General features: G+C 57.9%; 12 protein-coding genes. 5 read left to right on the top strand and 7 right to left on the bottom strand.

Annotated elements, in window-relative coordinates:
* Positions 1-2: 2 nt before the first annotated feature.
* The 6 genes from upp to ACR3FC_RS04180 form a co-directional block, all read right to left on the bottom strand.
* The gene (upp, locus tag ACR3FC_RS04155; RefSeq protein ID WP_480473547.1) at positions 3-635 is read right to left on the bottom strand and encodes a uracil phosphoribosyltransferase; all 633 of its coding nucleotides are present in this window, start codon (positions 633-635) and stop codon (positions 3-5) included.
* Entirely contained in the window at positions 632-1,618 is a 987-nt protein-coding gene (locus tag ACR3FC_RS04160) for an adenosine deaminase (RefSeq protein WP_480473548.1), read from the bottom strand. The genes upp and ACR3FC_RS04160 overlap by 4 nt, the downstream gene beginning before the upstream one ends.
* Entirely contained in the window at positions 1,615-2,826 is a 1,212-nt protein-coding gene (locus tag ACR3FC_RS04165; protein ID WP_480473549.1) for a phosphopentomutase, read from the bottom strand. The genes ACR3FC_RS04160 and ACR3FC_RS04165 overlap by 4 nt, the downstream gene beginning before the upstream one ends.
* Positions 2,823-4,130, bottom strand: a complete 1,308-nt coding sequence (locus tag ACR3FC_RS04170; RefSeq protein WP_480476797.1) for a thymidine phosphorylase — start codon at positions 4,128-4,130, stop codon at positions 2,823-2,825. The genes ACR3FC_RS04165 and ACR3FC_RS04170 overlap by 4 nt, the downstream gene beginning before the upstream one ends.
* 4 nt (positions 4,131-4,134) lie before the next feature.
* Complete coding sequence (locus ACR3FC_RS04175; protein WP_267365809.1) at positions 4,135-4,527, bottom strand: cytidine deaminase; 393 nt, start codon at positions 4,525-4,527, stop codon at positions 4,135-4,137.
* A 93-nt stretch (positions 4,528-4,620) separates the two neighbouring features.
* On the bottom strand, positions 4,621-5,724 hold the full coding sequence (locus ACR3FC_RS04180) for a cupin domain-containing protein (RefSeq protein WP_480473550.1): 1,104 nt from the start codon (positions 5,722-5,724) through the stop codon (positions 4,621-4,623).
* Positions 5,725-5,777: 53 nt separating this feature from the next.
* On the opposite strand from ACR3FC_RS04180, the gene ACR3FC_RS04185 reads away from it, so the two are divergent.
* The 5 genes from ACR3FC_RS04185 to ACR3FC_RS04205 all read left to right on the top strand — a co-directional run bounded on the left by ACR3FC_RS04185 (position 5,778) and on the right by ACR3FC_RS04205 (position 12,497).
* On the top strand, positions 5,778-5,936 hold the full coding sequence (locus ACR3FC_RS04185; protein ID WP_480473551.1) for a hypothetical protein: 159 nt from the start codon (positions 5,778-5,780) through the stop codon (positions 5,934-5,936).
* Between the two features lie 215 nt (positions 5,937-6,151).
* Positions 6,152-8,425 (top strand): NADP-dependent malic enzyme, encoded by a 2,274-nt coding sequence (locus ACR3FC_RS04190; RefSeq protein ID WP_480473552.1) that lies wholly within the window; start codon positions 6,152-6,154, stop codon positions 8,423-8,425.
* 45 nt (positions 8,426-8,470) lie between these two features.
* Positions 8,471-8,860: a GFA family protein gene (locus tag ACR3FC_RS04195; protein WP_480473553.1), complete on the top strand. Its 390-nt coding sequence runs from the start codon at positions 8,471-8,473 to the stop codon at positions 8,858-8,860.
* Positions 8,861-9,091: 231 nt separating this feature from the next.
* Entirely contained in the window at positions 9,092-10,981 is a 1,890-nt protein-coding gene (gene prpE, locus ACR3FC_RS04200; RefSeq protein ID WP_480473554.1) for a propionate-CoA ligase PrpE, read from the top strand.
* An 88-nt stretch (positions 10,982-11,069) separates the two neighbouring features.
* Positions 11,070-12,497 (top strand): amidase family protein, encoded by a 1,428-nt coding sequence (locus tag ACR3FC_RS04205; RefSeq protein WP_480473555.1) that lies wholly within the window; start codon positions 11,070-11,072, stop codon positions 12,495-12,497.
* A 249-nt stretch (positions 12,498-12,746) separates the two neighbouring features.
* Here the strand turns inward: ACR3FC_RS04205 and ACR3FC_RS04210 are convergent, their stop codons facing one another.
* The gene (locus ACR3FC_RS04210) at positions 12,747-13,553 is read right to left on the bottom strand and encodes an NAD kinase (protein ID WP_480473556.1); all 807 of its coding nucleotides are present in this window, start codon (positions 13,551-13,553) and stop codon (positions 12,747-12,749) included.
* Between the last annotated feature and the right edge of the window lie 47 nt (positions 13,554-13,600).

Here is a 13,600-nt window from a genome sequence, read left to right on the forward strand (position 1 = left end):
GGTTACTTAGTTCCGAACATCCGGTCACCGGCATCCCCCAGACCGGGCATGATGTAGCCTTTCGAGTTCAACTCGCGGTCCAGCGCTGCTGTAACGATACGCACGTCAGGGTGCGCTTCTTTCATCCGCGCGACACCTTCGGGTGCCGCCAACAGGCACAGAAAGCGAATATCCGTCGCCCCGGCCTCTTTCAGTAGGTCAATGGCCGCGGCCGAGCTGTTGCCGGTGGCCAGCATTGGATCCACCGCAATGACCAAACGGTCCTTCAGGCTTTCGGGGGCCTTGAAATAATACTGTACGGGTTTCAGCGTTTCTTCGTCGCGATACAGCCCCACGAAACCGACGCGTGCTGAAGGCACAAGTTCAAGCACCCCATCCAGCATCCCGTTTCCGGCTCGCAGGATTGACACCAGTGCCATTTTCTTACCTGCCAGAATGGGTGCGTCCATCTCTTCCATCGGCGTTTCGATATTGCGCGTGGTCAAGGGAATGTCGCGCGTGACCTCGTAGGCCAGCAGCAACGTGATTTCGCGCAACAACTGCCGGAACCCGGCGGTCGAGGTGCCCTTGTCCCGCATGAGCGTCAGCTTGTGTTGCACCAGCGGGTGATCGACGACGGTCAGATGTTCGCTCATGTGTTCTCCAGTCTTTTCTTGACCCGCGCGCGGGTGTCTTCATCGCAGAAGGCCGCGTTCAGGGCCATCTCATTCAATGCCGCAAAATCCCCGGCCTCCCAACCGAAAGCCGCGTTCAACATCTCATATTCCCGCCGCATGGTCGTGTGAAAAAACGGAGGATCGTCGGTGGAAACCGTAACCTTTACGCCCGCATCGCGCAGTTTCGCGATGGGGTGGGCAGCAAAATCCGGGAAAAGGCCCAGAACCACATTCGAACCCGGACACACTTCAAGCGTGATATCCCGGTCAACCAGTTCATGAACAAGATCAAGGTCTTCGATGGCGCGGACGCCATGCCCGATACGCTCAACCCCCAGATCGCGCACAGCGTCGCGCACACTGTCAGGACCGCCAAACTCACCCGCATGCGTGGTCAGGCGCAGCCCGGCTTCGCGGGCACAATCGAAAGACCATTTGAAGTCGCCCTGCGTGCCAATGGATTCGTTGCCGCCCATGCCGAAACCGGTGATCCAGTTTCCGGCGGTCTCGGCCGCACAATGGGCACTTCGCCTGGCTTGTTCGGCGCCAAAATGGCGGACACATGTAACGACACCGCGCAAGGTGATACCGAATTTACGCTCGGCCTCGTCTGCCGCATCCTGAATGGCGTTCAGATAATCCCGCCACGCATGCAGGTCGCCACCGCCGCAAAAATCAGGGCTGAGGAAGGTCTCGGAATAAACCACGCCATTTTCAGCGCTTTCCTCAAGAATGGCCAATGTCAGCCGCCGGAAGTCTTCGGGCGTTTTCAGAACTTCGCAAGCGGCTTCGTACACGCTCAGAAAATGCGCGAAATCACGAAAATCATACAACCCGTCCGCCTTGAAGATACCGCTCAGATCCACCCGTTTTTCATGCGCAAGCTGGCGGATGAAGGCCGGAGGCGCTGCACCTTCGTGGTGAAGATGCAGTTCAATTTTGGGCAGGTCTGCAACGCTCATAAAAAGTTCCTTCCCGGCCCTTGCGCCGGAATATTCAGATGATGGGCAATGCTGGCCGCGATATCGGCAAAATCCACTTGCCCGATCTGTCCCGCACCCTGCCCCGCAATCAGAACCGGAACCTGTTCACGGGTGTGATCTGTTCCGGTCCAGCTTGGGTCATTGCCATGATCAGCAGTCAACAGCAACAGGTCGCCCGGGTGAAGCTTCTTAAGGACTTCTCCGATCTCGCGGTCGAACCATTCCAACGCACGCGCATATCCGCTGATGTCCCGGCGATGTCCGTACAGGCTGTCGAACTCGACAAAGTTGGCGAAGGCCAGACTGCCCTCTTCCGCCTCGTCCACAAGGTCAGACAGGTGCTGCATTAGCTGGGCATCCGACCCTTTGCGCAGCGTGTTGATCCCTTGCATCGAGAAGATGTCGCCGATCTTACCTACAGCATGAACCCGCCGCCCTGCATCCTGCACCCAATTGGTCAGCACCGGTGCCGGGGGCAGAATGGCGAAATCCTTGCGATTGGTCGTCCGATCAAACCCCGTCTCAGGCGTTCCGACAAAGGGGCGCGCAATGACACGCCCGACTTTCATCTGATGCAAACGCGGAGCAAGCGCGCGGCACATGTCCAGCAACCGTTCCAGCCCAAAGCTTTCCTCATGAGCCGCGATCTGAAATACACTGTCAGCGGATGTGTAGCAGATCGGCCAGCCGGTGCGCATATGCTCGGCGCCCAGCTCGGCAATGACCGCTGTTCCGGACGCGTGGCAGTCGCCAAGAATGCCTTCGGTCCCGGCAGCTTCGGCTGCCGCGCGGCTCAGTTCCGTTGGAAAAGCCGGAACCGTGTTTGGAAAGTAATGCCAATCCCAGGGCACCGGCAGGCCAGCCAGTTCCCAGTGGCCTGAGGGCGTGTCCTTACCGGGCGAATGCTCACGCGCGCAGCCCCATAGTCCAGCGGGTTCGGCATCGAGGCCCGGAGTAGCCTCTCCAGACGCCAGCCGCACAGCCGCGCCCAAACCCAGCTCGTCTAGGTTGGGCAGGTGCAATGGGCCGGTGCGCCCCTCTTCTGCACGGCCTTCCGCGCAGGCTTGGGCGATATGGGCCAGCGTGTTTGCCCCGTTATCCGGGACATCACCGTTGAAAAACTGATCTGCGTCGGGTGCCCCGCCTATTCCGACGGAATCCATAACCACAAGGAATGCACGGCTCATACGCTGATCCTTTCGTGGATCAGATCGGGACGCTTGGGAGCTGTATCGCTGATCGTCATCGCGCACAGCACAGTTTCCGCCGCGCGCCGTGCGGCGCCTTCCCGCGCAGTGTGGACCACGGCAATCGGTGAACCTTTGGACACACGATCCCCCAGCCTGAGGATGTTAGATATTCCTACTGCCGGATCGATCTCATCGCTTTCGACCTGACGGCCGCCACCCAGCGCGACGACCGCAAGGCCCAGCGCCTCACCGTCGATGGAGGAGATGTAACCGTCTTCGGGAGCAGGAACCTCCTGAATAACGCTCGCCTCAGGAAGGAAACGGGTCCAGGTATCGACAAATTTCACAGGACCACCAACCGCAGCCAACATGCGACCAAACCGTTCGGCGGCGCGACCGTCACGGATGATCTCGGCGATCTGCTCGCACCCCTCCTCGACCGATTTGCACATGCCTGCATCGGCCAACAGGACGCCGCCCAACTCGGAAGATATGTCCACCAGAGGCGAAGCATCCGGACCGGTCAGAACCTTCATCACTTCCGCGACCTCCAGTGCATTGCCCAGCGCCGGTGCCAAAGGCTGGTTCATGTCGGTGATCACCGCCGAAGTCCGGCACCCGGCCGCGTTCGCAGTCTCGGTCAATGCTGTGGCCAGCTTGCGGGCATCCTCAATTGTTTTCATAAAGGCACCGCTACCGACCTTGACGTCAAGAACCAAGGCATCCGGGCTGGCCGCCAGCTTTTTGGACAGGATCGATGCTGTGATCAGATCCAGACTTTCGACCGTCGCCGTCACGTCCCGAACTGCATAAAGCCGCTTGTCCGCCGGTGCAATCTGGCCCGTCGCGCCGACGATAGCCGCACCCGTTTCGCGCAATATCTGCGCAAGTCGGTCCTGACTGATCTGAGTGCTGACACCCGGAATCGCCTCGAGCTTGTCCAATGTTCCACCCGTGTGCCCCAAACCCCGGCCCGAGATCATCGGAACAAACGCACCGCATTCCGCCAGCGCCGGAGCAAGCACAAGGCTGACACAGTCCCCGACCCCACCGGTCGAGTGCTTGTCGATCACCGGCCCGTCCACATCCCAACTGACAACATCGCCGCTATCGCGCATCGCAATCGTCAAGTCCGCACGCCCCTGAGGGCCCAGCCCGCCCATACAGACGGCCATGGCAAACGCCCCGGCCTGCGCATCGCTGACGCTGCCGTCTGCCAACCCTTGCGCGAACCAGATCAGCTCGTCGCGGCCTGGAACTTCGTGCCTGCGCAGTTTGGCTATGATTGAACGGGCGTCCATGCGTTCAGACATCTTCCATGTGCGACGCGTCAAACGCACCCGGCAGCAAATCTCCGATGGTTGTCTCAAACTCCGCACCATCGACGGTTGCCAGAGTGACCTTTACATCGCGCTTGCCAAACTCGGCCAGCTTCTGACGGCATCCACCGCAAGGCGGCACAGGCTGAGGGCTGGAGGCAACCACGTAGACTTCGGTCAGTTCCTGCTCACCCGCGGCCACCATTGCGGCAATTGCACCTGCTTCCGCGCAGGTGCCCTCGGGATAGGCCACATTTTCGACGTTGCACCCGGAAAAGACATGACCCGAAGAAGACCGGAGCGCTGCGCCAACTTTGAAGTTCGAATATGGCGCGTAGGCGTTTTCCCGGACAGACAAGGCGGCGTCTTTCAGCGACATGGCGATTCCCCATTTTTTTGATCATCTGGTCAGAAATTTGCACGCTAACGTATTAAAGCGGGGAATTTGAAGCCCCCGACCCGTGTTTTTCGCTTAACCCAGCGTTGTGTTGAAGGTACCGGGTAAGGTGACTTCCAACAATTCGATATTGTCTGTTGGGTCGGACAGCCGTGTGCGCATCCCAGGTGGGATGACGAACGCATCCCCTTGCTCCAGCCGGTAGGGATCGCGCCCCTCTCCTTCCAGGGTGACCTCTCCGTCCATCACAAAGGTAAAGTGAATGTCGGTGTCATGGATGGCCCATTCCGGATCACCCGATCCTTTGCGCACAACCTGCACCCCAGCGACGCCCTTGGTGTTCTCGGCAATCGTGGTGTCGCGGCAGATGTAACCCGGAAGACGGAAGGGCATCCACTCGGCACCCTTGGCCTGATTATAGACAAAACGTTGCCCCTGCCATTCGCGGTCCGGGCGGATGTGCGGAGTGGGAAGTATCATGTCATGGTCGATTTCCGTGACATGCTCAGCCGGCACTCCAATCTCGATGACCTGAACATTATCAGAGGCTTCGAGAACACGGTGCCGGATTTCCGGTGGTTGAATAAAGCAGTCCCCCGCTGTCAGGCGCATTTTCTCGCCCTGATCCTCATAGACCACATCCACCCAGCCATGGATGCAAAAGATCAGCTGAAACCCGACCTTGTGAAAATGCACCATGTCCGGGACCGGTCCGCCATCGGGAATGCGGATATGACTGGCGATGATCGACCCGCCCAGCCGATCCGGCACCAGATCGCGATAGTGCATCCCGGCCCGACCGATGATCCAAGGGGCCTGATCCTTGAGCCTGCGCACGACAAAGGAATGCACGGTCTCTGGCATCACCAGTGGCGGATTTCGTTCTTCAATTTCGACCCGGGTGCCATTTGGCGCCACCAGAACGCGTTCACCACCCGCGAAATCAGACGGATTATCCGTCAGAATACGCAAGGTTCCAGGGCTTTCCGGTGCGTCTTTTTCAATGCGCAACCGCACGCCATGCCCCGAAAACACCGCGACGCGCGGATCGTCAGCGGGATAGATCATGTCCATCTTCATCCCCAGTTTTTTCGTGTAAAAGGGGATGTCGTCGCGAATTTCCCGCGTGGGCAGGCGAATCTCAGCGTGCGTTTTCGCCAGATCGGATGTCTTGGTCATCAGTATTCTCTTCGAATTGCAACTTTGGCCATCCGATCAGAACAGACGCCAAAATGCCAACCGAAAAAAACATCCCCGGCATTTCTTCCGCAGCGAAGAACCGCATTTCAATGATCACGGGTAAAATTCCGCCGTTCAGCGCGGTGAACTCGACCAAAATCTGGGCGACAACAACTGCCCAGCATCGCTGCAACCAACATCCAACCTACTGATCCCTCATTGGTTACCAGCCATGTCATCAGGCCTGAATGTCACGACGGCCTTGCCAGAGTGATCTTGGACGTCGCAATGTGAAAAGGTGAAAATGAACTCAGACAATATCAATCCGGATTCTGGTTGCGACATCACGGCAGAGTTACGTAGCGTAGCCAAGTTCAAATAAATAGTTTAAGGCTAAATCAAATTCTCAATGGGAGCTGAATCGCCGATGTCTGACACCCCCAGCCTGCGACAAGCTGCGCTCGAATATCATGAATTTCCCAAACCCGGAAAGCTTGAGATCAAGGCCACCAAACCTATGGCCAACGGTCGCGATCTGGCCCGCGCCTATTCGCCCGGCGTGGCGGAGGCAAGTCTTGAAATCAAGGCCGATGCAGCCAATGCCGAGCGGTACACCGCGCGCGGTAACCTTGTTGCTGTGGTGTCAAACGGCACCGCCGTGCTCGGCCTGGGGAATATCGGGGCTCTCGCGTCGAAGCCGGTTATGGAAGGCAAGGCTGTTCTGTTCAAAAAGTTCGCGGGCATTGACTGTTTTGATATCGAGGTCGATCAGCCCGATCCCGAAAAGCTGGCGAATATCGTCTGTGCCCTTGAACCGACATTTGGCGCCATTAACCTTGAAGACATCAAGGCCCCCGATTGCTTCATCGTCGAAAAGCTCTGCCGTGAACGTATGAACATCCCGGTTTTCCATGATGACCAGCACGGAACTGCCATTGTGGTCGGGGCTGCGGCCAAGAATGCGCTACATGTGGCCGGAAAGTCTTTTGAGGACATCAAGGTCGTGTCAACCGGTGGCGGGGCCGCCGGGATCGCGTGCCTGACCATGCTCGTCAAGCTGGGCGTGAAACGTGAAAACATTTGGCTGTGCGACATTCACGGGCTTGTCTACGAAGGACGGGCCGAGGACATGAACCCGCACAAGTCACAGTTCGAGCAGAAGTCGAACTTGCGGACGCTGGACGATGTGATCGGTGGGGCTGACCTGTTTTTAGGTCTCAGCGGACCAAATGTTCTGAAGCCTGATATGGTCCGGAAAATGGCCAGCCGCCCGATTATCTTCGCCCTGGCCAACCCGACGCCGGAAATCCTGCCAGAGGACGCGCGCGCAGTTGCGCCAGACGCAATCATCGCCACGGGTCGAAGCGATTTTCCCAATCAAGTCAACAACGTGTTGTGTTTTCCGTTTATCTTCCGGGGTGCATTGGACGTCGGAGCGACCGAGATCAACGACGCGATGCAGATTGCCTGCGTGGATGGTATCGCTGAGATGGCGCGCGCAACCACAAGCGCCGAAGCCGCGGCTGCCTATAAGGGCGAGCAACTGACCTTTGGCCCGGATTACCTGATCCCAAAACCATTTGACCCGCGTCTTGTGGGCGTGGTGTCATCGGCGGTCGCCAAAGCCGCCATGGAAAGCGGTGTTGCAAAACGCCCTATCGACGACTTTGAAGCCTATAAGGAAAAGCTCAACCAGACTGTTTTCAAGTCTGCCCTTCTGATGCGTCCTGTGTTCGAGGCTGCGGCCGTCGCATCCCGTCGCATCGTTTTTGCCGAAGGTGAAGATGAAAGGGTTCTGAGAGCCGCGCAGGCCATTCTCGAAGAGACGACGGAAACGCCAATTCTGATCGGGCGACCCGATGTGATCGAAACCCGGTGTGAAAAGCTGGGGCTGACCATTCGTCCGGGCAAGGACTGTCAGATCGTCAACCCGGAAAACGACCCGCGCTATTACGATTATTGGACTTCCTACCACCAGATCATGCAGCGCCGCGGTGTTACACCGGATCTGGCCAAAGCGATCATGCGCACCAACACAACGGCCATTGGCGCGATCATGGTGCATCGTGGCGAAGCGGACAGCATGATCTGCGGCACATTTGGTGAATTCCGCTGGCACCTGAATTATGTCGAACAGGTGTTGGACGACAACAAACTGCGCCCGCATGGTGCCTTGTCCCTGATGATCCTGGAAGATGGCCCCCTGTTCATTGCCGACACGCATGTCCGGCAATTGCCGTCGCCGGAAGAACTGGCAGAAACCACCATTGGTGCTGCGCGACATGTTCGCCGGTTCGGGATCGAGCCCAAGATCGCCTTCTGTTCGCAGTCGCAATTTGGCAATCAGGCTGAAGGATCAGGCAAACGGCTGCGGGCGGCGCTGGAAATCCTTGATCGGCAGCCGCGCGATTTTGTCTACGAAGGCGAAATGAACGTAGATGCGGCTTTGGATGCAGACCTGCGGGCGCGCATCTTCCCGGCGTCGCGATTGGAGGGGGCGGCAAACGTTCTGATATTCGCCCACGCAGATGCGGCCAGCGGCGTGCGCAATATTCTGAAGATGAAGGCGGACGGGATTGAAGTTGGCCCGATCCTGATGGGAATGGGCAACAAGGCCCATATTGTTACTCCATCCATCACCGCGCGCGGTCTGCTGAACATGGCGGCGATTGCAGGAACACCCGTGGCGCATTACGGTTAACCGGGGGCAGCCTTGCTGGCGCCCCTGTCAACAGGGGGGAAGCGCATGAAAGGACATTGCCACTGCAACGCCGTGCATTGGGAAAGCGATGCCCAAGTCGCGTGGAGCTGTTATTGCCACTGTTCAGATTGCAGGCGAAACTGCGCCGCGCCGGTCACGGCTTTTTTCGGGCTGCCGCATGAAGCAGTCAGATGGCTGGGTCAGGCACCAAAGATCTATCGTTCATCTGAAGGGGTCGAACGTCTTTTTTGCGGCAACTGCGGAACCCAGATGGCCTATCGCACAGCGCGCGATTGCGTGAACATACATCTATACACCGCAACGCTGGACGAACCGGAAACCCTGCCACCACAGTTTCACGTGTTCCACGCCGATCACCTGCCCTGGCTGAACCTTCAGGACAAGCTGCCACGTTACGCCAAAACGGCTGGTTGAGATGATTCCCGGAGGAGCCCAAGATTTGCATGTAAAAGTTTGCAACTTTGCAAATCTTCGCACTGCGGCGATGAAAACTCTGCTACACCTGCGATTTTGCAAAAATTTGCAAGTCATATTCCGCTGATCTGCAAATTTTTTGCGATAAACTGACGCGTCGTCATGCGTCGCGCTTGCCCGGATGTTTTCTGCAACCTAACACAATGTCCAGGCCGTTGTGAGGAGGACGAGATGGCGTATCAGGACGTTTATGACAGCTGGAAGACTGACCCCGAAGCGTTCTGGATGAACGCCGCAAAAGGGATCGATTGGGTCAAGGCCCCCAGCAAGGCACTGTTCGACGACAATGCGCCCTTGTACGAATGGTTCAGCGACGCGCGGGTCAATACCTGTTGGAATGCCGTGGACCGTCATGTGGAAAACGGGCGCGGTGAACAAACCGCCATCATCTATGACAGCCCCATCACCCACACCAAGCGCGAGATATCCTATGTCGAGCTTCGCAACCGCGTGGCCACTCTGGCCGGCGCGCTTCGCGCAAAGGGTGTCGAGAAAGGTGACCGTGTCATTATCTACATGCCGATGATCCCCGAAGCGCTTGAGGCAATGCTTGCCTGCGCCCGCCTCGGCGCCGTGCATTCAGTCGTGTTCGGCGGGTTTGCCAGCAACGAACTGGCTGTGCGCATCGACGACGCCAAACCCAAAGCAATCATCGCCGCGTCCTGCGGGATGGAGCCGGGCCGCGTGGTTCACTATAAGCCCCTGCTTGACGGCGCGATCGACCTGGCTAACCATAAGCCTGATTTTTGTGTGATCTTCCAGCGGGAACAAGAAGTCGCTCAGTTGATTGAAGGGCGCGACTTCAACTGGCATGGCTTCCAATACGGTGTCGAACCAGCTGAATGCGTACCGGTTGATGGCAATGACCCGGCTTATATCCTGTACACCTCTGGCACAACCGGAGCGCCCAAAGGGGTCGTGCGCCCCACTGCCGGACACCTTGTGGCACTGAACTGGACGATGAAGAATATCTACAACGTCGATCCGGGTGACGTATTCTGGGCAGCCTCCGATGTGGGCTGGGTCGTGGGACACTCCTATATCTGCTACGCGCCCCTGATCCATGGAAACACCACAATTGTGTTCGAAGGCAAACCGGTCGGCACACCGGACGCGGGCACCTTCTGGCGCGTGATCTCGGAACATAAGGTCAAAAGCTTCTTCACCGCACCTACAGCCATCCGCGCCGTCAAACGAGAAGACCCAAAAGGCGAATTGATCGCCAAATACGATCTGTCTCATCTACAGGCCCTCTATCTGGCAGGCGAACGCGCCGACCCTGACACAATTATCTGGGCACAAAACGCACTGAAGGTTCCAGTGATCGACCATTGGTGGCAAACCGAAACCGGCTGGGCCATAGCCGGAAACCCGCTGGGTATCGAAGAGCTTCCGGTCAAGCTGGGCTCGCCCGCAAAACCGATGCCGGGTTATGACGTGCAAATTCTGGATGAAGGCGGTCACCCGATGAAGGCCGGTGAACTGGGTGCCATCGCGGTTAAATTGCCCCTGCCCCCAGGCACCTTGCCAACACTGTGGAATGCCGAGGCACGGTTCAAGAAATCTTATCTCGAACACTTCCCCGGATATTACGAAACCGGCGATGCCGGGATGATTGACGAAGACGGGTACCTCTACATCATGGCGCGCACCGATGACGTCATCAACGTGGCGGGCCATCGCCTGTCGACGGGTGGGATGGAAGAAGTGTTGGCCGCCCACCCCGATGTGGCAGAATGCGCGGTAATCGGTGTTTCGGACCAACTGAAGGGGCAGATGCCGGTCGGCTTCCTGTGCCTGAATGCTGGTGCCACACGGGATCATGGCGATGTGGTTCAGGAAGTCGTCAAAATGGTTCGGGAAAAGATCGGGCCGGTGGCCGCCTTCAAACTGGCTGTTGTTGTCGACAGGTTACCCAAGACCCGTTCCGGTAAGATCCTGCGCGGCACGATGGTGTCGATTGCAGACAGTCAAGATTACAAAATGCCTGCAACAATTGACGATCCTGCCATCCTTGATGAGATCAAGGTGGCGTTGCAGACAATTGGTTACGCAAAGTAACCATCGGGCGGCATCGGCCGCCCATACCATGTCCGCCCTTGCAACCTGAATCTGGGCCCCTACTGTCGCTGTAAGACAGTGAGGGCCCATGACACATACCAATATCTGGCGTCTCAGCGCCACAGAGCTGACCACCCTGACCCGACGCGGCGATCTGAGTGCAACCGAGGCGGTTCAGGCCTCGATTGATCGCATGGACGCGGTGAACCCCGCGCTGAACGCAGTCGTAGAAGATTTGCGCACCGAGGCCCTGGAACGCGCGCAGTCGCTAGATGCTGCACGGGAGCGTGGTCAGCCGACCGGCCCGCTGCATGGAGTTCCGGTAACAATCAAGGTGAATGTCGATCAAAAAGGCCACGCGACCACCAACGGTGTCATTGCGCTGAAGGATGTGATTGCACCGGATGACGCGCCGGTGGTCAGCAACTTGCAAAAAGCGGGGGCCATTGTGATCGGGCGAACGAATACGCCCGAGTTTTCCTTCAGGGCCGACACCGACAACCCCCTGCATGGGCGCACGTTCAACCCGTGGGGACGGCACATTTCACCTGGGGGATCATCCGGTGGCGCTGCTGCCGCCGTGATGGCGGGTGTCGGTGCTCTGGCCCATGGCAACGATATTGGCGGCAGCCTGCGCTTTCCGGCTGCCGCCATCGGTGCCGTGACGGTCAAACCGGGGTTGGGACGCGTTCCCGCGTGGAACCCAAGTCAGAAGGCCGAACGGGGATTGCTAGCGCAGTCAATGTCGGTTCAGGGCCTGATCACCCGGTCGGCTGCGGATCTGCACCTGTCCATGCCCAGCCTGATCGCCACCGATGCGCGGGACCCATTCCACGTTCCAATGCCCTGGCACGGCGAGAGTTTTGACCAGCCGATCAAGGTGGCATTCACCAAGAACACCTTCGGCTATGCTCTGCACCCCGAGGTCGAAAAAGCCCTCGACACTGCGCGCGATGCGCTGGTCGATGCAGGGTACATCGTTGAAGAGGTCGATCCGCCCGATGTCTTTGAATGTGGCCGGATCGGGTATCGGACCTTGATGGGCGAAGTGCTGACCCTGATGAAATCTGACATTGAAGCCGCTGGTTCCAGAACCATCCGCGACATCTTTGACGTCTACTTTCAGGAGTTCCCGCCCATCGTTGAAACAGAATTGGTTCGGATGCTGGCCAAGCGTAGCCATTATGCACGCGAATGGTCCCTGTTTATGCAGGACTACCCGCTGGTTTTGTCCCCTTTCCTGCCACAGCCATTTTTCAAACCTGACCGGGACACCGAAGGCGCGGAAGGCGTGCATGATGTTTTGGGATGCGCTGTCTATTCCTATGCGATGAACTTTCTAGGACTGCCAGCAGCTTGCGTTCCATCGCGGCTGGCCAATCTTCCCAAAGGGCCTCAACCTATCAACGTACAGATCGCGGCACAGCGCTGGCGCGAGGATCTGGCCGTGGATGCCGCCGCCGCGATAGAAGCCCGCGTGGGACAGATGTGTTTGCCGCTTTGGGATCATATGTAGCAAAAATAGACCCCGGGTCATTGTGCCCGGGGTCCAACTGCTAAAATAAGCCCGGATTTCTGATGACGAGCGTAGCACCACCCACCCTCGCCAGCGCAAAATCTGCGCAACCATTCGAAAACACCGTTCAGGTGGCCACTCACTCCCACCTTGGCGCGTTCTCCGGGCAAGTTCACATTAGCCAATCGTTAAGGGAATTCCTGTGAACTGCTTCACACAGGCGTGAGAAAAATTTGGGGAATCCTAATTTTATGTGAATTGTTCGGATATTAGGCGTTCTTCCAACCCATGGCCGGGATCGAAAAGGATACGGTGCGCAATGGCTGGTTCCGACCTGATCTCGACCCAGTCTATATCCGGGAAAGAAACGGAATCGGCGGCCACGATGACCGGGCGCTTGTCAGCTTCGACCACATCGAACCTGACTTTCGCCATTTTCGGCAATAAGGCACCGCGCCACCGCCGTGGGCGAAACGCCGCGATGGGTGTCAGGGCCAGAACGTCAGCGCCAATCGGAACAATCGGCCCATGCGCGGAATAGTTGTAGGCGGTCGATCCCGCAGGCGTGGCAAGCAACGCCCCGTCACAGACCAGTTCGGCCATGCGCACCCGGCCGTCTACGCTGATCTTGAGCCTTGCTGCCTGAGGACCGGCACGCAGCAATGACACTTCGTTGATCGCCAGCGCCTCGTGCAGTTTTCCAGATTGATCCATCGCCTGCATGGCCAACGGGTTGATAACCTCTTCCTCGGCATCCTCCAGCCGCGCCATCAGGTCGTCTTCGTGATACTCATTCATCAGAAAGCCGATCGTGCCGCGATTCATCCCGTAGACCGGAGTATCAAGACGCTGCATGTTGTGCAGGGTGTGCAACATGAAGCCGTCCCCACCTAATGCAACCACAATATCTGCGTCCCGAGGTGCCACGTTACCATGTTTGGCCACCAGGATGTCGCGCGCCGTTTGCGCCACTTTGACCTCACTGGCGAGAAAGGCGATTCTCTTTTTCATGTTTTGTGGTTTCCGGTGTTGCACATTTGGTTCCGAAACAAACATACCTTTCCCCAATAGGCCAGTCTTGACGCCGCAGCAGGCCAAATCGT

This window comes from Ruegeria sp. AF3 (genome assembly GCF_056536285.1).

Coding starts and splice junctions, on each gene's coding strand:
- upp (WP_480473547.1), bottom strand. CDS start 635: ATGAGCGAACATCTGACCGTCGTCGATCACCCGCTGGTGCAACACAAG.
- ACR3FC_RS04190 (WP_480473552.1), top strand. CDS start 6,152: ATGTCTGACACCCCCAGCCTGCGACAAGCTGCGCTCGAATATCATGAA.
- ACR3FC_RS04160 (WP_480473548.1), bottom strand. CDS start 1,618: ATGAGCGTTGCAGACCTGCCCAAAATTGAACTGCATCTTCACCACGAA.
- ACR3FC_RS04210 (WP_480473556.1), bottom strand. CDS start 13,553: ATGTTTGTTTCGGAACCAAATGTGCAACACCGGAAACCACAAAACATG.
- ACR3FC_RS04170 (WP_480476797.1), bottom strand. CDS start 4,130: ATGGACGCCCGTTCAATCATAGCCAAACTGCGCAGGCACGAAGTTCCA.
- ACR3FC_RS04195 (WP_480473553.1), top strand. CDS start 8,471: ATGAAAGGACATTGCCACTGCAACGCCGTGCATTGGGAAAGCGATGCC.
- ACR3FC_RS04185 (WP_480473551.1), top strand. CDS start 5,778: ATGCCAACCGAAAAAAACATCCCCGGCATTTCTTCCGCAGCGAAGAAC.
- ACR3FC_RS04205 (WP_480473555.1), top strand. CDS start 11,070: ATGACACATACCAATATCTGGCGTCTCAGCGCCACAGAGCTGACCACC.
- ACR3FC_RS04165 (WP_480473549.1), bottom strand. CDS start 2,826: ATGAGCCGTGCATTCCTTGTGGTTATGGATTCCGTCGGAATAGGCGGG.
- prpE (WP_480473554.1), top strand. CDS start 9,092: ATGGCGTATCAGGACGTTTATGACAGCTGGAAGACTGACCCCGAAGCG.
- ACR3FC_RS04175 (WP_267365809.1), bottom strand. CDS start 4,527: ATGTCGCTGAAAGACGCCGCCTTGTCTGTCCGGGAAAACGCCTACGCG.
- ACR3FC_RS04180 (WP_480473550.1), bottom strand. CDS start 5,724: ATGACCAAGACATCCGATCTGGCGAAAACGCACGCTGAGATTCGCCTG.